General features: G+C 66.3%; 19 protein-coding genes, 1 tRNA gene and 1 riboswitch. Of the genes, 12 read left to right on the forward strand and 8 right to left on the reverse strand.

Features of this window, described 5'->3' with window-relative positions:
* Positions 1 to 305: 305 nt before the first annotated feature.
* Positions 306 to 527 (forward strand): hypothetical protein, encoded by a 222-nt coding sequence (locus NUV79_RS02650; protein WP_257731540.1) that lies wholly within the window; start codon positions 306 to 308, stop codon positions 525 to 527.
* Positions 528 to 693: 166 nt separating this feature from the next.
* Here the strand turns inward: NUV79_RS02650 and NUV79_RS02655 are convergent, their stop codons facing one another.
* Both NUV79_RS02655 and NUV79_RS02660 read right to left on the reverse strand, forming a co-directional pair.
* Positions 694 to 909 carry a hypothetical protein gene (locus tag NUV79_RS02655; RefSeq protein WP_257731541.1) on the reverse strand — a complete coding sequence of 72 codons (216 nt, stop codon included), beginning with the start codon at positions 907 to 909 and terminating at the stop codon, positions 694 to 696.
* Positions 910 to 1,056: 147 nt separating this feature from the next.
* Positions 1,057 to 1,147 (reverse strand) — tRNA-Ser (locus tag NUV79_RS02660).
* A 213-nt stretch (positions 1,148 to 1,360) separates the two neighbouring features.
* A riboswitch (TPP riboswitch) is annotated at positions 1,361 to 1,462 on the forward strand.
* A 79-nt stretch (positions 1,463 to 1,541) separates the two neighbouring features.
* Between NUV79_RS02660 and thiO the strand changes: the two genes are divergently transcribed.
* The 4 genes from thiO to NUV79_RS02680 are packed head-to-tail and all read left to right on the forward strand — an operon-like array spanning position 1,542 to position 4,095.
* Entirely contained in the window at positions 1,542 to 2,537 is a 996-nt protein-coding gene (gene thiO, locus NUV79_RS02665) for a glycine oxidase ThiO (protein ID WP_257731972.1), read from the forward strand.
* Positions 2,521 to 2,718: a sulfur carrier protein ThiS gene (thiS, locus tag NUV79_RS02670; RefSeq protein WP_257731542.1), complete on the forward strand. Its 198-nt coding sequence runs from the start codon at positions 2,521 to 2,523 to the stop codon at positions 2,716 to 2,718. Before thiO ends, thiS begins: the two co-directional genes overlap by 17 nt.
* 1 nt (position 2,719) lies before the next feature.
* Positions 2,720 to 3,490 (forward strand): thiazole synthase, encoded by a 771-nt coding sequence (locus NUV79_RS02675; RefSeq protein WP_257731543.1) that lies wholly within the window; start codon positions 2,720 to 2,722, stop codon positions 3,488 to 3,490.
* Positions 3,487 to 4,095, forward strand: a complete 609-nt coding sequence (locus NUV79_RS02680; protein ID WP_257731544.1) for a thiamine phosphate synthase — start codon at positions 3,487 to 3,489, stop codon at positions 4,093 to 4,095. Before NUV79_RS02675 ends, NUV79_RS02680 begins: the two co-directional genes overlap by 4 nt.
* A 31-nt stretch (positions 4,096 to 4,126) precedes the next feature.
* On the opposite strand, the gene NUV79_RS02685 is transcribed toward NUV79_RS02680, so the two are convergent.
* From NUV79_RS02685 to NUV79_RS02695, 3 genes are all read right to left on the reverse strand, one after another.
* Positions 4,127 to 4,441 carry an Rdx family protein gene (locus NUV79_RS02685; RefSeq protein WP_257731545.1) on the reverse strand — a complete coding sequence of 105 codons (315 nt, stop codon included), beginning with the start codon at positions 4,439 to 4,441 and terminating at the stop codon, positions 4,127 to 4,129.
* A gap of 135 nt (positions 4,442 to 4,576) precedes the next feature.
* Positions 4,577 to 6,070 carry a carboxypeptidase M32 gene (locus tag NUV79_RS02690; protein ID WP_257731546.1) on the reverse strand — a complete coding sequence of 498 codons (1,494 nt, stop codon included), beginning with the start codon at positions 6,068 to 6,070 and terminating at the stop codon, positions 4,577 to 4,579.
* Positions 6,071 to 6,173: 103 nt separating this feature from the next.
* The gene (locus NUV79_RS02695) at positions 6,174 to 7,265 is read right to left on the reverse strand and encodes an NADH:flavin oxidoreductase/NADH oxidase (RefSeq protein WP_257731547.1); all 1,092 of its coding nucleotides are present in this window, start codon (positions 7,263 to 7,265) and stop codon (positions 6,174 to 6,176) included.
* Between the two features lie 174 nt (positions 7,266 to 7,439).
* Between NUV79_RS02695 and NUV79_RS02700 the strand changes: the two genes are divergently transcribed.
* The 4 genes from NUV79_RS02700 to NUV79_RS02715 all read left to right on the forward strand — a co-directional run bounded on the left by NUV79_RS02700 (position 7,440) and on the right by NUV79_RS02715 (position 13,150).
* Positions 7,440 to 8,231 (forward strand): enoyl-CoA hydratase/isomerase family protein, encoded by a 792-nt coding sequence (locus NUV79_RS02700; protein WP_257731548.1) that lies wholly within the window; start codon positions 7,440 to 7,442, stop codon positions 8,229 to 8,231.
* Positions 8,232 to 8,339: 108 nt separating this feature from the next.
* Complete coding sequence (locus tag NUV79_RS02705; protein ID WP_257731549.1) at positions 8,340 to 8,810, forward strand: MarR family winged helix-turn-helix transcriptional regulator; 471 nt, start codon at positions 8,340 to 8,342, stop codon at positions 8,808 to 8,810.
* A gap of 15 nt (positions 8,811 to 8,825) precedes the next feature.
* Positions 8,826 to 10,019, forward strand: a complete 1,194-nt coding sequence (locus NUV79_RS02710; protein ID WP_257731550.1) for an efflux RND transporter periplasmic adaptor subunit — start codon at positions 8,826 to 8,828, stop codon at positions 10,017 to 10,019.
* Positions 10,016 to 13,150, forward strand: a complete 3,135-nt coding sequence (locus tag NUV79_RS02715) for an efflux RND transporter permease subunit (RefSeq protein WP_257731551.1) — start codon at positions 10,016 to 10,018, stop codon at positions 13,148 to 13,150. Before NUV79_RS02710 ends, NUV79_RS02715 begins: the two co-directional genes overlap by 4 nt.
* A gap of 136 nt (positions 13,151 to 13,286) precedes the next feature.
* Here the strand turns inward: NUV79_RS02715 and NUV79_RS02720 are convergent, their stop codons facing one another.
* Positions 13,287 to 14,525 carry an aspartate kinase gene (locus tag NUV79_RS02720; protein ID WP_257731552.1) on the reverse strand — a complete coding sequence of 413 codons (1,239 nt, stop codon included), beginning with the start codon at positions 14,523 to 14,525 and terminating at the stop codon, positions 13,287 to 13,289.
* A gap of 134 nt (positions 14,526 to 14,659) precedes the next feature.
* Here NUV79_RS02720 and ubiG point away from each other — a divergent pair, with 134 nt between their 5' ends.
* The gene (gene ubiG / locus NUV79_RS02725; protein WP_257731553.1) at positions 14,660 to 15,421 is read left to right on the forward strand and encodes a bifunctional 2-polyprenyl-6-hydroxyphenol methylase/3-demethylubiquinol 3-O-methyltransferase UbiG; all 762 of its coding nucleotides are present in this window, start codon (positions 14,660 to 14,662) and stop codon (positions 15,419 to 15,421) included.
* A gap of 3 nt (positions 15,422 to 15,424) precedes the next feature.
* Here ubiG and NUV79_RS02730 read toward each other — a convergent pair whose 3' ends face one another.
* Positions 15,425 to 15,844, reverse strand: a complete 420-nt coding sequence (locus NUV79_RS02730) for a MarR family winged helix-turn-helix transcriptional regulator (protein ID WP_257731554.1) — start codon at positions 15,842 to 15,844, stop codon at positions 15,425 to 15,427.
* Positions 15,845 to 15,948: 104 nt separating this feature from the next.
* Here NUV79_RS02730 and NUV79_RS02735 point away from each other — a divergent pair, with 104 nt between their 5' ends.
* Positions 15,949 to 16,881: a PLP-dependent cysteine synthase family protein gene (locus tag NUV79_RS02735; protein WP_257731555.1), complete on the forward strand. Its 933-nt coding sequence runs from the start codon at positions 15,949 to 15,951 to the stop codon at positions 16,879 to 16,881.
* A gap of 3 nt (positions 16,882 to 16,884) precedes the next feature.
* On the opposite strand, the gene NUV79_RS02740 is transcribed toward NUV79_RS02735, so the two are convergent.
* A complete protein-coding gene (locus NUV79_RS02740) occupies positions 16,885 to 17,187 on the reverse strand; it encodes a hypothetical protein (protein WP_257731556.1) in 303 nt (100 codons plus the stop codon).
* A gap of 201 nt (positions 17,188 to 17,388) precedes the next feature.
* Between NUV79_RS02740 and ccrA the strand changes: the two genes are divergently transcribed.
* A complete protein-coding gene (ccrA, locus tag NUV79_RS02745; RefSeq protein ID WP_257731557.1) occupies positions 17,389 to 18,660 on the forward strand; it encodes a crotonyl-CoA carboxylase/reductase in 1,272 nt (423 codons plus the stop codon).
* The last annotated feature ends 4 nt before the right edge of the window (positions 18,661 to 18,664 follow it).

Here is an 18,664-nt window from a genome sequence, read left to right on the forward strand (position 1 = left end):
AAGGGGGGCTAGCCTTCAACGCGATAAGGGGGCTGCGCTTCAATGCGATTTGACAATCGCGCCGGACGACGCGGACCTCGACGTGCTCGCGCTGGCCGACGCTATCGTGGAGCGCTTGGAGTTGATGGGCGTCGAGCTTCCTAAGCCTCGCCTCAGTGTTCGGGCGGCGACGTAGCACACCGCCTAAAGCCCAGGGCGATTTACGACATAAAGCCCGCCGATGCAGATCGGCGGGCTTTTGATTTGAGTCCTCTAGACGGCTGCCGGCACCCGCAATTATGTCTTCATAAAAAATGAGGGACACCATGGCTGACGACACTCTTGCTGCTCATAGAGTGCTTGGATTCCAAGTCGGACAAGGACCGAATGAGGTTGTGGTCAAGCTTGAGTTGGCAGTCCGATCAGGCCCGGCCTCGCGGATCGCAATTGCCCTTGGTCCGAAGGCTGCCGCCGAACTAGCCAAGCAGTTGGGAGAGGCGAGCGCCGCCGCCGCGATTGCAAAGACGCCGACCAGCTTCAGACAGTAGGCAGAGCGCCATGGAGTTCATCGCGGGAACGATTGTCGGCGCCTTTGTCGTATGGGCGATCATGCGTCCGGCAGCGCGAGCGCACCTTTCACCGAGAGGTCAGAACGGCCTGCCAAAAACGGACGGCTGGAAAGCCACCTACATCCGCCGACGCTAGAAGCAACGTCTAGGGTTGCTCGCGATAGCGCTCCAATGCCGCGCGCTTCAAGTTCTCTTGATCGAGCGCCGCATGGGCGAGGCCAGCGATGATGTAGGCGAGGCGGGTTCGCTCGCGCTCCACATTGAGCGGCGGCACGTCCGGCTTGATCTCGGCCCACACCGCTTCCAATGCGGCCTGAGCAAGCGCCAGATCGCGAGAATCAGTCAGCGATGAGAACGGCACACCTTCCCCCTATGTGTCCGCATGATTTTAGGGATGCTGGGAGAGGGCGCAAGCCGGCGCAGCGCTACACAAAAGCGCTCACACTTTTGCTACACAATCGCTTACAACTTCCAATCTAAGTGACTGAAAAATAACAGCAAAAAAGAGTGGCGGAGACGGAGGGATTCGAACCCTCGATACCCTTGTGGGGTATGCTCATTTAGCAAACGAGTGCCTTCAGCCTCTCGGCCACGTCTCCGGCGAGAGGCTCTATGCCCGATTGCCGAGGCGTTTGACAAGCCTCGTCGGCAACTTCCTTCTCACTGTCTGTGCATGCGCGTGATCTGCAAGAGCGATCCCTCACGTGTGAAGGGAGGGCGCAACCGGTTTCCTTCATGCGAGGGCGGCATCTTCCGCAAAGGAGCTGTGCGCCGGCTTGCCTTGCCCCTCTGCCCGGCAGCCACTAGATTGAACCCGTCCGTTGGGGTGCCGAAAGGCTGAGAGGCGTGTTTTGCGCCAACCCATCGTACCTGATCCGGGTAATGCCGGCGAAGGGAACGGTCTTCGGCTCGCAGATATCGTGCTCGCGCCTCAGGCCGCTGCCTTTCCCGGAAGCAGGGAAGCGCATGGCGGCAGAACGCCCTCAGTCACGCCTGAATGCCGAGGTGGCCGGCGCCGGCGTCGTCGGTTTGGCCTGCGCGACAGAATTGCTGGCGCGGGGCGTGCGCGTCACCATCCATGAGCGCGGCCCGCGCGTCGGTGCCGAGGCCTGTTCCTGGTATGCCGGCGGCATGCTGGCGCCTTGGTGCGAGGGCGAGAGCGCAGAGGAACCGGTAGTCCGGCTTGGCCAGCAGGCCGCCGACTGGTGGGAGCGCCATGCCTGCAGCGTTACCCGCAATGGCACGCTCGTCGTCGCGCCCAGTCGGGACCGCTCGGAATTGCGTCGCTTCGGCCAGCGCACCAGCCATTTCGAGGAGCTCGACGGCGAGGCCATCGCAGGGCTGGAGCCTGATCTCGCCGGGCGTTTCGCGCGCGGGTTGTTCTTTGCCGAGGAAGCTCATCTCGATCCGCGCACGGCGATCGTGGCTTTGGCGGATCGCCTCGTCTCGAATGGGGCGGCCATCCATGTCAACAGCGCCGTGGAGCCGGCCGATCTCGACGCCGATGTCGTGCTCGACTGCCGGGGGCTGGCGGCGAGCGATGCCCTGCCTGATCTGCGCGGCGTCAAGGGCGAGATGCTGCTGCTGCGGAGCGGCGATATCAGCCTGTCGCGGCCGGTGCGGCTGCTGCATCCGCGCATCCCGCTCTATATCGTGCCGCGGGCCGACGGGCTGTTCATGGTCGGTGCGACGATGATCGAGAGCGGCGAACGCCGCCGCATCTCGGCCCGCGCCATGCTGGAACTGCTCGGCGCGGCCTATGCGCTGCATCCGGCCTTCGCCGAGGCGGAAGTGGTCGAGATCGGCACCGATGCCCGCCCGGCCTTTCCCGACAACCTGCCGCGGCTGACGCGCCGCGGCCGCGTGATCCATGTCAACGGGCTCTATCGCCACGGCTTCCTGCTCAGCCCCGCCATGGCGCGGATGGCGGCCGAGGCCGCGCTGAACCCGCAATCCACACCGGAGATGCTGCATGACCTTGCTGCTTAACGGCGCGCCCCAAACCGTTGCCGCGAAGACGCTGGCCGAGGCGCTGGCCGAGCTGGGCTATGGCGGCCGCATCGTCGCGACCGCCGTGAACGGCGATTTCGTGCCGGCCCGCAAGCGTGCGGAAACGTCGCTTAGCGAAGGCGATCGCATCGAAATCGTCGCGCCGATGCAGGGAGGCTGAGATGGCATCCTTCTACGGCTTCGAGCCGCGGAACCCGCTCTTCCTCGGCACGGCGCAGTATCCGTCGCCCGCGATCCTGGCCGAGGCGGTGAGGCGCTCCGGCGCCGAGGTCGTCACCGTCTCCCTGCGGCGGGAATCGTCGGGCGGCGCCGGCCAGGCCTTCTGGGCGCTGATCCGCGAACTCGGCGTCAAGGTTCTGCCCAACACCGCAGGCTGCCATACCGTCAAGGAGGCGGTCACCACCGCGCAGATGGCGCGCGAGGTCTTCGGCACCGACTGGATCAAGCTCGAGGTGATCGGCGAGGACGATACGCTCCAGCCGGACGTGATCGCGCTGGTCGAGGCAGCCCGCATCCTCTCTGACGACGGCTTCAAGGTCTTTCCCTACACCACCGAGGATCTCGTCGTCGGCGGGCGGCTGCTCGATGCCGGCTGCGAGGTGCTCATGCCCTGGGGCGCGCCGATCGGATCGGGCAGGGGGCTCAACAACCCCTATGGCCTGCGCAGCATGCGCCAGCACTTCCCCGACATTCCGCTCGTCGTCGATGCCGGCATCGGGCTGCCCTCCCATGCCGCGCAGGCGATGGAACTGGGCTATGACGGTATCCTGCTCAACACCGCCGTTGCCAAGGCCGGCGACCCCGCCGCGATGGCGGAGGCCTTCGCGCTCGCCATCCGCGCCGGCCGCATGGCCTTCGCCGCGCAGCCGATCGAGGCGCGCGATATGGCCGCTCCCTCCACCCCTGTCATGGGCAAGGCATTTCTCGCATGAAGCTCGATCCGTTCTATCCCATCTTCGACAGCGCCGATTGGCTGGAGCGGATGCTGCCGCTCGGCGTCAAGCTGGTGCAGTTGCGCGTCAAGGACCGCCCGGAGACCGAAGTCGCGCGCGAGATCGCCCGGGCGAAGACGCTCTGCGCTGCGGCCGGCTGCGTGCTCGTCGTCAACGACTACTGGAAGCTCGCCATCGCCGAGGGCTGCGACTTCATCCATCTCGGCCAGGAGGATCTCGACGACGCCGATCTCGATGCGATCCGCAAGGCGGGACTGAAGCTCGGCATCAGCAGCCATGACGAGCCCGAGCTGGAGCGGGCTCTGGCGGCGAAGCCGGACTATGTCGCGCTCGGCCCGGTCTACCCGACGATCCTGAAGCAGATGCGCTTCGGCCCGCAGGGGCTGGAGCGGCTGGGCGAATGGAAGCGCCGCATCGGCGACCTGCCGCTGGTCGGCATCGGCGGTATCTCGCTGGAGCGGGCGCCGGGCGTGTTCGAGGCCGGCGCCGATATCGTCGCGGCGGTAACCGACATCACCCTGAACGCCGATCCCGAGGGCCGGCTGAAGGCCTGGATCGCGGCGACGCGGAAGCACGCGGCCTGAGAGGACCTATTCTCGGGCAGGGCGAGGGCACTCAGCTCTCCGCCTCGGCCGACATCGTGTGGCCGTCGACATGGCCGAGGCTGCGTTCGGGATCGAGCCGGTCGCGCACGCGCTGCTTCAGCACCTTCGAATCCGGGAAGCCGCCATCGGCCTTGCGGTCCCAGATCAGCTCGCGATCGTAATGAATCTGGAAGATGCCGCCGGTGCGCGGGATCAGCGCGACCTCGCCGAGATCCTGCCCGAAGGTCGAGAGAAGTTCCTGCCCGAGCCAGGCCGAGCGCAACATCCAGTTGCACATGGAGCAATAGGTGATGGCGATGCGGGGGGCGGGCTTGGACTGGGTCATGGTCGGTCACCGAAGCGGAAGGTCGTCTCCGACATCCCGCTTCGGGCGCCCTGATGCAAGTCCGAAAGCTGCATGGCCGATCGGCGATCGGTTATGGCTTAAGTTTTTGTTTCAAATAAATAAAATGAAGAGAGCTCAAACCTCGTCGATATAGCGCCGGCGCAGATGCGCCTTGAACACGGAGGCGTCGAGCGGCCGTCCGGTCGCTTCCGTCAGCAGGTCGTCGGTCGAGAGCAGAGAGCCCTTGCCGTGGATATGGGCGCGCAGCCAGCTGACCAGCGGGCTGAAATCGCCCTTGCCGATGCCGGGCAGGATCGAGGCCTCGGCCTTGCAGGCGGCGTCGAAGATCTGGGCCGCGGTCATGGCGCCCAGTGTATAGGTCGGGAAATAGCCCCAGCCGCCGGACGGCCAATGGATGTCCTGCAGGCAGCCGAGCCGGTCATTCGGCACGGTGACACCGAGCAGGGACTTCATCCCGGCACTCCAGGCGGCCGGCAATTCGGCGAGCGGCATCTCGTCGGCGATCAGCGCCTTTTCCAGCCGGTAGCGCAGGATGACATGGGCGGGATAGGTGACCTCGTCGGCATCGACGCGGATGAAGCCGGGCTCGACGCGGGTATAGCGATGCCACATCGCCTCGCTTTCCCAGGCCGGTCCCGTGCCGCCGAAGCTCTCCCGCATCAGCGGCGCCGCATAGGCGAGGAACTGGCGCGAGCGGCAGGCCTGCATCTCCATCAGGAGCGACTGGCTCTCATGCAGGCTCATGCCGCGCGCAGCGCCGACAGGCTGGCTGAGATACGCTTGAGGGCGGCCCTGCTCGTAGAGCGCGTGGCCACTCTCGTGCAGCACGCCCATCAATGCCTTGGTGAAATCGGCCTCGTCATAGCGCGTGGTGATGCGGACATCGTTGTCGGCGCCGCCGCAGAACGGATGGGTCGAGATGTCGAGCCGGCCGCGCTCGAAATCATAACCCAGCGCCGTCATGAGCTTGAGGCCGAGCGCGCGCTGCGTCTCGGTCGCGAAGGGGCCTCCCAGCGCGATCGGGGCCGGGCGGCGCGCCTGCACGGCAAGCGCCTCTTGCGTGAAGCCGGGCAGGAAAGCGGCGAGATCGTCGAACAGCGCGTCGATGTTGGCCGAGCGGCCATCGGGCTCGTAATCGTTGAGCAGCGCGTCATAGGGGGAGAGGCCGAGCTTCTCGCCCTGGGCCCGGCCGATCTGGCGCTGCAGGTTCAGGACTTCGGTGAGATAGGGCAGGAGCCCGGCGAAGTCGGCATCGGCCCGCGCCTGGCGCCAGCGCATCTCGCAGGCAGAGATCGCCTTGCTCGACGCTTCCACCAGCTCCGAGGGCAGGGCGGTATCGACTGTCCAGACGCGCCGGGTTTCGCGCAGGTTCGCCTTTTCCCAGGCGCCGAGGCTGCCGTCGTTCTCAGCGTTTTCGAGCCAGTCACCGATACGGGCATCGGTCGAGAGGCCGTGGCGCATGACGCGCAGCAGCGCCATGCTCTCGGCCCGCGTCTCGGCCGCGCCCTTCGGCATCATCACGTCGTTGTCCCACTGCAGGATGCCGATGGCGTTCGACAGCGCGGCGATGCGGCCGAAATGGGCGGAGAGGTCGGAATAGGCGGTCATGCAGCTCTCTGGTGTGCGAGTGGGCGGCGCAATTGAAGTGTTTTCGTCGTGCCGGACAAGCCGCGTCAGCAGCGCCGGGCTGGAACGACGATGGTGGTACGGTTCAGGCGAACAGCTTGGAATACTGCCGCGGCTGCGAGCGCAGATACTGGTTCGGTGCCCTGACGGTGGCGCCGAGCTGCGCCGCCGCGTGCCAGGGCCAGCGCGGATTGTAGAGAATGCCGCGCGCCAGTGCGACGAGGTCGGCCTCGCCCGTGCCGATGATCGCCTCGGCCTGTTCAGCCTCGGTAATCAGGCCGACGGCCATGGTGGTGATGCCCGTGGCCTGCTTCACGGCGCGCGCCAGCGGCACCTGATAGCTCGGGCCGAGCGGGATCTTCTGCTGTGCCGAGAGCCCGCCGCCGGACATGTCGATGAAGTCGGCGCCGCGCGCCTTGGCTGCCGCGGAGAAGGCGATGCTCTGCTCGATATCCCAGCCACCCTCGACCCAGTCAGTGCCGGAGATGCGGAAACCGACCGGGTAGCCCGCCGGCACCACGGCCCGCACCGCATCGAGCACCGCGAGCGGGAAGCGCATGCGGTTCTCAAGCGAGCCGCCATATTCGTCCTCGCGCTTGTTCGAGAATGGCGAGAGGAACTGGTGCATCAGATAGCCATGCGCGCCATGAAGCTCGATCGCGGCGAAGCCGAGCCGCACGGCCCGGCGGGCCGAATCCGCGAAGGCCTCGATCAATCGGCCGATATCGTCGCGTGTGAGCGCGCGCGGCGGTCGCGGATAGTTTTCGAAGCCGAGCTCCGAGGGGCCCTCGACCGTCCAGCCGCCCTGATCGAGCCCGAGTTGGCCGCCGCCCTTCCAGGGTTGGGCGACGGAGGCCTTGCGGCCGGCATGGGCGAGCTGGATCGCGATCGGCATGTCCGACCAGCGCTGGGCTGAATCGAGAGCCTTGCCGAGCGCGGCCTCGGTCTCGTCCGACCAGAGCCCGAGATCGAACGGGCTGATCCGGCCATCCGGCTCGACGGCCGTCGCCTCGATGATCAGGAGGCCGGCGCCGGACAAGGCGAGATGGCCGAGATGGATGGTGTGCCAGTCGCTGGCGCAGCCATCCTGCGCCGAATACTGGCACATCGGAGCGATGACGATACGGTTGGCAAGCGTAAGGCCGCCAAGCTGATAGGGGCTGAAGAGCTGGCTCATGGGGGACAAGTCTCGGAAGGGGCAGGTTTCCCGCGCAGTCTAGAAGCCGCCCCGTGGCCAAGGCCAGTGGCCCTCGCGCAAACGCGATGCCCGATGCGTGTAGATGCACCTCGCGATGCCGGCGATCCCGATGCTAGCCTCGGGGATGACAGCCCGCGCTTCCCGGAGACCGCCATGCCCGACGCTTCCGATTCGGTTCAGCTCACCCGTGACGGCGGCGTCGCCATCCTGACGCTCAACCGGCCGGCGGTGCTGAACGCCATCGACGCGCCGATGGCCGAACTCTTCCTCGCGCAGGTCAAAGCGATAGCTGCCAGCAGCGACGTCCGCGCCATCCTGCTGCAAGGCAATGGCCGGGCCTTCTGCGCCGGCGGCGACGTCTCGCAATTCCTCGCCAACGACGACATCGCGGCCGGCATCGGGGCGATCATGGCGCCGCTCCACGAGGCGCTGCGCCTGCTCGACGCCTTGCCGCAGCCCTCGGTCGCCTGCCTGCAGGGCGCCATCGCGGGGGGCGGCTTCAGCCTCGCTCTCGCTTGCGATCTCGCCGTTGCTGCCGACGATGCCCGCTTCACCATGGCCTATGCCCGAATCGGCGCGACGCCCGATCTCGGCGGCACCTACCGACTGGCTCGCCTCGTCGGCCAGCGCAAGGCGCGCGAGATCGCGCTGCTGGCTGAAACCTTCGGGGCCGAGGAGGCGCTCAAGATCGGCCTCGTCAACCGCGTCGTGCCTGCCGCTCAGGCTCGCGGCGAGGCCCTGGCAATGGCCCGCAAGCTCGCGGCGGGGCCGACCGGCGCCTATGGCCGTATCCGCACTTTGCTGACGGAGGCTCCCGATGCCGGTCTCGCCGATCACCTCGACGCCGAGCGCGAGGCTTTCCGCGAGACGACGGCGACCGCCGATTTCCGCGAGGGCGTGACGGCCTTCCTCGAGAAGCGGTCGGCGGTCTTCACCGGCCGGTGAGGGCACGGCTACGGCGCCTCTTCACCTTTGCGTGCGCCGCACAATCCGCTCCTGAAAATGCCGTAATCGAACATATGATAAGCAGGCTTACGATTGGGAGGCCTGCGAATGAAGCGACCCTTGCGGCGGGAACTGGTTTTCCAGCTGGTTGAAACCTCGCGGCTGCTCCGGACCTATGTCGAACAGCGCGCGCGCCAGCACGGCACGACGCGGGCGCAGTGGGGGGTGATGTCCCGTCTCAGGCGGCAGGAGGGGCTGAACCAGGCCTCGCTTGCCGAACAGATGGACCTCCAACCGATCTCGCTCGCCCGCCTGCTTGACCGCTTGCAGAGCCAGAGCCTGATCGAGCGCCGCGAAGACCCGGCCGACCGGCGTGCCTATCGCCTCTTCCTCACGCCGGAGGGGCGGGCGCTGGTCGACGAGCTCGACGCCGTCCGGACCGAGATCGCCGACGAGATTCTCGGCGAGGCCGAGGAGGACGCGATCCAGTCCGCTCTCGGCACGCTCTCCATGATCCGCGAGCAGATCCGCACCCGGTCTGAAGACAAGGCGCCGGCCTCTGCCGGTAACGCAGCCTGAGCTAGTGGACAGAATATGAAGCGTTCAGGATTGATCATCGGCGTTGTTGCCATCGGACTTGCTGCCGGCGGGGCCTGGTATTGGCATTCGCGCAGCCCTGAGGCCGCGCATACGGCCCGCGGCGGGCGGCGCGACGGCGCTCCGGTCACGGTGATTTCCGCCGCCGCGGTTCACGCCGATTTCCCGGTGCGCAAGCATGCGATCGGCTTCGTCGAGACGCCGGCGAGCGTGCTCGTGCGCTCGCGCATCGACAGCCAGATCATGGCCCAGCACGTCACCGACGGGCAGTTCGTCAAGGCCGGCGACCTGCTCTTCACGCTCGACGATCGCGACATCAAGGCCCAGATCGCCAAGGACGAGGCGATGCTGGCCCGTGACGAGGCGACCCATACCCGCAACCTCGCCGATCTCGACCGCTACAGGCAGCTTTTTGCCCGCAATGCCGGCACGCAGGCGCAGGTCGACCAGGCGACGGCCGATGAGCGCAGCTCCGCCGCCTCGATCCAGGCCGATCACGCGACGCTCGACGCCGACCGGCTGAAGTTGAGCTACACCCGCATCACGGCGCCGATCGACGGGCGCATCGGTACCGTGCAGGTCACGCCGGGCAATCTCGTCAATGCCAGCGCCAACAGCGTCGGCACCGGCCTTTTGACCATCACCCAGATGAAGCCGCTGCGTGTCTCCTTCGCCATGCCGGAGAGCGAATTGCCGGTCTTGCAAGGCGCGCTCGCCGCCGCGAAGCCCGTGCCGGTGACCGCCCGCGTGCCGAACGGCGCTCGCACAGCGGCCGAGGGCAAGCTCAATTTCGTCGATTCCACCGTCGACATCACCTCCGGCACGATCACCGCCAAGGCCGCCTTCGCCAATGACGATCTCAGCCTCTGGCCCGGCCAATATGTCGATGTCGAGATCATCCCGGAGACGCTTGGCGGCGTCACGGTGATCCCGACCGTCGCGGTGCAGACCGGCCAGAAGGGCCCCTATGTCTTCGTCGTGAAGCCGGATTCCACGGTCGATCTCCGGCAGATCAAGGTCGCGCTCAGCGATGGCGAGCGCACAGCCGTCACCGAGGGCATCGCGCCGGGCGAGCGCGTCGTTACCGACGGCCAGATGCGGCTGAAGCAGGGCTCCAAGGTGCGCGAGCGCGCGGCCACGGGCGAGAAGCCGGCGCAGGCGACGCCGGTCGCGGGGGGCGCACGCTCATGAACGTCTCCTCCTTCTGCATTCGTCATCCCGTCGCGACCATCCTGATGTCGGTCTCGCTGGTGCTGGCGGGGCTCTTCGCCTGGCGCTTCCTGCCGGTCGCGGCCCTCCCGCGCGCCGAATTCCCGGTCGTCAACGTCTCCGCGCAATTGCCGGGCGCCTCGCCCGACACGATGGCGACCTCGGTCGCGACGCCGCTGATCAAGCAGTTCGCCACGATCGCCGGCATCGACTCGATCTCGACCACGAACTCCCAGGGCTCGACCTCGATCGCGATCCAGTTCGTGCTGAACCGCGACATCGACGCCGCCGCTGCCGACGTGCAGGCGGCGATCGCCCGCACGCAGCGGCAATTGCCGATCGAGATGACGACCCAGCCGAGCTACCGCAAGGTGAATCCGGCCGATGCGCCGATCATCCTGATGGCGCTGAAGAGCGACGTGGTGCCGCTCTCGCAGCTCGATGCCTTTGCCCAGCAGGTGATCTCGCCGGCGCTTTCCACCGTGGACGGCGTCGCGCAGGTGCTGATCTGGGGCAGCCAGAAATACGCCGTGCGCATCCAGATCGATCCGACCGCGCTTGCCGCGCGCGGCATCGGCCTCGACGAATTGCAAGCTGCGATCACCGCGACCAATGCGAATACGCCGGTCGGCACGATCCAGAACTCGGCCCAGCAGCTGACCATCCAGGCGAAGACGCAGCTCGCCGACGCCGCCCAGTTCGCCAATGTCATCATCACCACGCGCTCGGGCAAGCCGGTCCGGCTCGGCGACGTTGCCAAGGTGATCGATTCCGTCGAGAACACCCAGACCCGCAGCACCTATGACGGCACGCCCGCGATCGTGCTCGCCGTCCAGCGCCAGCCCGACGCCAACACCGTCGAGGTGGTCGACCGCGTCAAGGCGATGATCCCGGCCTTCGAGGACCAGTTGCCGGCGGCCGCCTCGCTCTCGCTGCTCAACGACCGCTCGACCTCGATCCGCCAGGCGGTCGAGGACGTGCAGTTCACGCTGCTGCTGACCATCGCGCTGGTCGTCATGGTGATCTTCGTCTTTCTGCGCCGGATCGCCGCGACCTTCATCCCGGCCGTCGCGGTGCCGATCTCGATCATTGCCACGCTGGCGGTGATGTATCTGCTGAATTTCTCGATCGACAACATCTCGCTGCTGGGGCTCACGCTCTCGGTCGGCCTCGTCGTCGACGACGCCATCGTCATGCTCGAGAACATCGTCCGGCACATGGAGGAGGACGGGCTCTCGGCCTACGACGCCGCACTGAAGGGCGCGGGCGAGATCGGCTTCACCATCATCTCGATCTCGCTCTCGCTGGTCGCGGTCTTCATCCCCGTCCTGCTGATGGGCGGCGTCATCGGTCGGATCTTCAACGAGTTCGCGGTGGTGGTGACGGTCTCGATCCTCGCCTCCGCTTTCGTCTCGCTGACGCTGACGCCGATGCTCTGCTCGCGCCTGCTCTCTGGGTATTCCGAGCATCATCAGGAGAACGCGCTCGGACGCTGGCTGGAAAAGGGCTTCGACAAACTGCTCGCCGGCTATGACGCCGGCCTGAAGTTCTGCCTGCGCTTCCAGCCGCTGATGCTGCTTGCCTTTTTCCTGACCATGGCGGGCACGGTCTGGCTGCTCCAGACCACGCCGAAGGGCTTCTTCCCGCAGGAGGATATCGGCCAGCTCCAGGTCTCGACCGAGGCCCGGCAGGACATCTCCTTCAAGGCGATGCAGAAGCTTCAGGCCGAGGTGGCTCAGGTCTTCCGCAAGTCGCCCTATGTCGCGCATGTCGCCTCGACCGTTGGCGGCAATGGCGGCGGTGGCAGCGCCCTCAATGCCGGCCGTCTTTTCGTCGAGCTGAAGCCGCTCGACGAGCGGCCCCATATCCAGGCGGTGCTGGCCTCGCTCAGGCGCGATCTCGCCCAGGTGGCGGGCATCAGCACCTACATGACCCCCATCCAGAACCTGCGCATCGGCGCGCGCTCCTCGAAGAGCCAGTATCAGCTCGTCGTGCAGGGGCTCGACCAGGCGCAGATGAACGGCTGGGCCGTGCGCCTCGCCGACGCGATGAGCCGCGACCGCTCAGCCTTCGTCGATGTCACGACCGACCTTCAGGACAACGCCCTGCAGGCGACGGTGGTGGTCGATCGCGACAAGGCCAATGCGCTCGGCATCGGCTCCGACATCCTGCGTTCGACGCTCTATTCCGGTTTCGGCGTCCGGCAGGTCTCGACGATCTATACCGCCGGCGACAGCTACAATGTCGTGGTCGAATTCAACCCGAACGACCACTGGACGCCCGAGCGGCTGAACGCGATCCGAATCCGCACCAAGTCCGGCACGCTGGTGCCGCTCGGCGCCATCGCCCGGATCGAGCGCACGGCTGGCCAGCTCACCGTCAATCAGCTCGGCCAGCTTCCGGCGGTGACGATCTCCTACAACCTGCCGGCCGGCGTCGCGCTCGGCGACAGCGTCAACCGCATAGAGGCGATCAAGGACGAGCTCGGCCTGCCCAGGTCGATCTCGACCACGCTCGCGGGCACGGCCAAGACCTTCCAGGATTCCCTGGCGAACCAGGGCCTGCTGATCGCCGGTGCCATCCTGACGATCTACATCGTGCTCGGCATCCTCTATGAGAGCTTCATCCACCCGCTGACCATCCTGACCGGCCTGCCATCGGCGGCGGTCGGCGCGCTGGGAGCGCTCAGGCTCTTCGACCTCGAACTCTCGGTCATCGCCATCATCGGGCTTCTGATGCTGATCGGCATCGTCAAGAAGAACGCGATCATGATGATCGACGTGGCGCTGGTGCTCAGGCGCGAGGGCAAGTCGGCGCAGGAGGCGATCCACCGGGCCTGCGTGATGCGCTTCCGGCCGATCCTGATGACGACGCTGGCCGCGCTGATGGGCACCCTGCCGATTGCGCTTGGCGCCGGCGCCAGCGCGGAACTGCGTCAGCCGCTCGGCATCGCGGTGGTCGGCGGCCTGATGATCTCGCAGGTTCTGACGTTGTTCATCACGCCCGTCCTGTTCCTCTACATGGACAGGCTCTCGGAAGGGCTCGTGAAGCTCGGGGGCTCTCTTCGCGGCACGAAGCACACCCCGCCGCCGATCACGCATCCAGCCGAATAGCGTGTCGCTTGCCGTCATTCTCGGGCGGAGCGTAGCGAAGACCCGAGAAACTCTGGAAGGTAGGGCTCTGGAGCCTTCGCGTCAGGAGATGCTCGGGTCAAGTCCGAGCATGACGCCCTTGGGATGCACGGTAGCCTCAGGCCGCGTCCAGCCCATAGAGCGAGTGCAGCGTGCGCACCGCAAGCTCGGTATAGGCCGAGTCGATCAGCACCGAGAACTTGATCTCGGAGGTGGTGATCGCGCGGATATTGATGCCCTTCTCGGCCAGCGCCCGGAAGGCGCGCGCCGCGACGCCCGCATGCGAGCGCATGCCGACGCCGATCGCCGAGATCTTCACCACGTCGGTCGCACCCTGGATCTCTTGATAGGAGATCGTGTCGTGCTTGCTCTCGAGCAGCGTCCTGGCGCGCTCGTAATCGGCGGTCGGCACGGTGAAGGTGATGTCGGTCGTCGCCTGGTCGTCGGAGACGACCTGGATGATCATGTCGACATTGATATTGGCATCGGCGAGCGGGCCGAAGATCGCCGCGGCAACGCCGGGCTTGTCGGCCACGCGGCGGAGGGTGATCTGGGCTTCGTCCCGGGAGAAGGCGATGCCGGTGACGATCTGCTGTTCCACGATGTCGTCCTCGTCGCAGATGAGGGTGCCAGGATTGGGGTTTTCGGGGTCGTCGAAGGAGGAGCGCACATAGGTCGGCACGCGCTGGGTCATGGCGATCTCGACCGAGCGCACCTGCAGCACCTTGGAGCCGAGCGAGGCCATTTCGAGCATTTCCTCGAAGGAGACCTTGTCCATGCGCCGGGCTTTCGGCACCACGCGCGGGTCGGTGGTGTAGACGCCGTCGACATCGGTGTAGATGTCGCAGCGATCGGCCTTGAGCCCCGCGGCGAGCGCGACCGCGCTGGTGTCGGAGCCGCCGCGGCCAAGCGTGACGATGCGATGCGTGCGCGGGTTCACGCCCTGGAAGCCCGAGCAGACCGCGATCTCGCGGCTGCGGTCGAAGCCCGCGAGGATGCCGGCGCCATCGACGCTCTCGATCCGGGCTGAGCCATGCGCGTCGGAGCCGTAAAGCGGAATCTGCCAGCCCTGCCAGGAGCGTGCCGGCAGGCCCATCTCCTGGAGGACGATCGCCATCAGCCCGGAGGTGACCTGCTCGCCCGAGGCGACGACGGTGTCGTACTCGGCCTGGTCAAAGATCGGCGCCGCTTCCTTGCACCAGCCGACGAGCTCATTGGTCTTGCCCGACATCGCGGAAACCACGACCGCGACCTCGTGGCCGGCGTCGAACTCGCGTTTGACGTGCCGTGCCGCGTTCTTGATCCGCTCGACAGTGGCGACTGAAGTGCCGCCGAATTTCATCACCAGACGGGCCATGACGGTCTTTTCGATAGCTGCCCCGGCTTGGGACCGGGTCGAAAACTTGCCCTCGCACTTGCGGCGGGGCGGGTGTAGATGACGGGCGACAGGCGCGGTGTCAATGCGGCATTGCATAAGCGAAGGACCGGTTCATGGCGGCTGCGGCCCAGCGCACAGGCTCGACGATCGACCCGGCCGAGGTCGCCCGCTTCGATGCGATCGCCCGCGACTGGTGGGACCCGAAGGGCCCCATGGCCGTCCTGCACAAGTTCAATCCGGTCCGGCTGGCCTATGTCCGCGACGAGGCCTGCGCGCATTTCGGCCGCGATCCGAAGACGATGCGGGCGCTTGATGGCCTGAGCCTGGTCGATATCGGCTGCGGCGGGGGCGTTCTGTCTGAACCCCTCTCAAGGTTGGGCGCGGAGGTCACGGGCCTCGATCCGGCCCCGACCAATATCGCGGTCGCGCGTGCTCATGCCGAGAAGAGCGGACTTTCGATCGACTATCGCGAGGAGACGATCGAGGCGGTCGTCGAATCCGGTAAGCGCTTCGATATCGTGCTCGCCATGGAGGTCGTCGAGCATGTCGCCGATGTCGGGGCCTTCGTCGCTGCCTGCTGCGCGGCGGTGAAGCCGGATGGCCTCCTGGTCATGGCGACGCTCAACCGCACGCTGAAATCCTATGCGCTGGCGATCGTCGGCGCCGAATATGTCCTGCGCTGGCTGCCCAAGGGCACGCATGACTGGGAGAAGTTCGTGACCCCGGCCGAGCTTGGGGGAGCCATCGAAGGCAACGGCTTCACGATCGGCACGCAGACGGGGGTGGTCTTCAACCCGCTGACCGGCCGCTGGAGTGCATCCCGCGACATGGATGTGAACTACATGCTCTCGGCCAGCCGCAGCGGCGCGGCCTGACGTTCACTCCGCCCGCACGGTGAGCTTTTCACTGGCCGCAGCGATCCGCTCCATCAGGTTGGCCGGGAAGAGTTCCGCAATTCGGGCCTGAGTCGCGCGCCAGGCCGGTAGCGCGCCCTGAAGGCGCCTGAGCCCGCTTTCCGTCAGCCAGACCGCGCGCCGGCGCAGATCCTTTTCCACCGTCACGATCTCGATCAGCCCCTCCCGTTCCAGCCCTCTCAGGTTGCGTGACAGCGTCGAGGGATCGAGCCCGGCGCGCGCCGCCAGTGCTGCCATGCGGTCATCTGCGCTCGTCGCGATCAGCGCCATCAGCCCGACCTGGGCGAGGCTGAGCCCACTGTCCTTGAGCGCCTCATCGTGAAGCAGCGTCACGCGACGCGCAGCCTGACGCAGGCTCAGGCCCGCGCAGCTGGCGACCAGCATCCGCAATTCTCCACGAAATCCGCTTGTCTCCGTCATGGCGAATCGGAATTTACATGTAGATACAATAATTGCATATACATCGAATTGCCTTTCGGGGACCCGTGATGCCCATCGACATCCTCAGCCGCATCGGCGGCACTACGCTTCTGCAGTTGCGCCGGATCGTGCCGGCGAACGGCGCACGCGTGCTCCTGAAGATCGAGAGCGAGAACCCGACCGGCAGCATGAAGGACCGGATGGCTCTGGCGATGATCGAGGCGGCCGAGCGTGACGGCCGCTTGCAGCCGGGCGGCAGCGTCGTCGAATATACCGGCGGCAGCACCGGCGTTTCGCTCGCGCAGGTCTGCGCGGTGAAGGGTTACCGTCTGCATATCGTCACCTCCGACGCCTTCGCCCGCGAGAAGCTGACCCATATGCGGCTGCTCGGCGCCGAGCTGACGATCATCCCGAGCGACTCTGGCCGCATGACCGAGAAGCTGACCAAGGACATGATCGAGGCCGCCCGCACCATCGCGGTCGAGACGGGCGCTTTCTGGACCGATCAGATGCGCAATACGGACCAGCTCGCCGCCTATGACCGGCTGGCTGACGAGATCTGGGAGCAGACCGGCGGGCGCATCTGCGGCTTCGTCCAGAGCGTCGGCACGTCCGCATCCCTGCGTGGGACTGGCGAGGCGTTGCTTCGGCGTGATCCGAAGATCGCCTTGATGGCGGTCGAGCCGGCCGAATCAGCCGTATTGTCGGGCGGCCCGACAGGGGCGCACAAGATCGACGGCGTCGGCGCCGGCTATGTCGTGCCGCTCTGGCGGGCTGACCTCGTCGATGCGATCGAGCCGGTTTCGACGGCCGAGGCAACGGCGATGGCGCTGCGCCTGGCACGGGAGGAGGGGCTGTTCGCGGGAACCTCGACCGGCGGCAATGTCGTCGCCGCCTTGCGCCTGGCCGAACGCCTCGGCTCCAGTGCGACCATCGTCACGCTGATGTGCGATACCGGGATGAAATATCTGAACAGCTTCGGCGCGAAGCTTGATGGCTGAAGCTCAAGGCCGGACGACGGCCAGCGTGATCAGCAGGAGCAGGCCTGAGCCCACGGCGACGACGGCACGCACGGCCTCGGCCGGAAACCGTGTCGGAATGCCGTAGCGATGCCACAGCCAGGCGCCTGCGAAAGCGCCAACCAGCAGGATACCGGTGTTGAACGCCACGCCGAATGCGTTTTGGTCGAGCAGCATGTCTGCGAACCAGCCGAACATCATGGCGCCGAGCACGATCATCGTGACGACGAGCATGACGGACAGCAGGGGCAGGTCGGGCAGGCCGACCATCATCAGAAGACCGCGCATCGGTTCTCCTCGGCGTCGCGCAGGCCGTCAGCATCGTGGCAAACGATGAAGAAAGAGCAAGCGCCGGAAAGAAAGGGTTTTGCGCTGCGGTGTGATTCCTTAGGTTAATGGCGCAGCGCAACATATGGTGCATGATCGGCGTCCCAGTCCGATGATGAGCTCCGGGCCGGGCAACGACGGAAGAGAGCAGGGGAGACGACCATGTCCAAGTCGCAGGCCGCCGTGAAGCCGCTCAAGGATCTCTACGAGCTCGACGAATTGCCGCCGCTCGGCCATGTCCCGGAAAAGATGTACGCCTGGGCCATCCGGCGCGAGCGTCACGGCGCGCCGCAGGAGAGCTTCCAGGTCGAGGTCGTGCCGACATGGTCGATCGGCGAGGAAGAGGTGCTGCTCCTCGTGATGGCAGGCGGTGTCAACTACAACGGTATCTGGGCGGGCCTCGGCCAGCCGATCTCGCCTTTCGACGTCCACAAGGCGCCGTTCCACGTCGCCGGCTCCGATGCCTCGGGCATCGTCTGGGCCGTTGGCTCCAAGGTGAAGCGCTGGAAGGTCGGCGACGAGGTCATCGTCCATTGCAACCAGGACGACGGCGACGACGAGGAGTGCAATGGCGGCGACCCGATGTTCTCGTCGACCCAGCGCATCTGGGGCTACGAGACGCCCGACGGCTCCTTCGCCCAGTTCTGCCGGGTGCAGTCGCGACAGCTCATGCACAAGCCCAAGCACCTCGCCTGGGAAGAGGCCGCCTGCTACACGCTGACGCTGGCCACCGCCTATCGCATGCTGTTCGGCCACGCCCCGCACACGATCAAGCCCGGTGACAACGTTCTTGTCTGGGGCGCTTCTGGTGGCCTCGGCGTCTTCGGCGTGCAGCTCTGCGCGGCCTCCGGCGCCAACGCCATCGGCGTGATCTCCGACGAGACCAAGCGCGACTATGTCCTTGGCCTCGGCGCTAAAGGCGTGATCAACCGCAAGGACTTCAACTGCTGGGGCCAGATGCCCACGGTCAACTCGCCCGAATATGCCGAGTGGACCAAGGAGGCCCGCAAGTTCGGCAAGGCGATTTGGGACATCACCGGCAAGAAGGACGTCGACATCGTCTTCGAGCATCCTGGCGAGGCGACCTTCCCTGTCTCCTGCCTCGTTGCCAAGCGCGGCGGCATGGTGGTGTTCTGCGCCGGCACCTCGGGCTTCAACATCACCTTCGACGCCCGCTATGTCTGGATGCGGCAGAAGCGCGTCCAGGGCTCGCATTTCGCCCATCTCAAGCAGGCGAGCGCGGCGAACCAGTTCGTGATCGACCGCCGCATCGATCCCTGCATGTCCGAGGTCTTCCCCTGGGACAAGATCCCGCTCGCCCATCACAAGATGTGGAAGAACGAGCATGCGCCGGGCAACATGTCGGTGCTGGTCTATGCCCCGCGCACCGGTCTCAGGACCTATGAGGACGTCGCCGAGGCTTTGACGGGCTAAGGCG

The organism is Allobosea sp. 47.2.35 (genome assembly GCF_024655635.1).
Classification (GTDB): Bacteria; Pseudomonadota; Alphaproteobacteria; order Rhizobiales; family Beijerinckiaceae; genus Allobosea.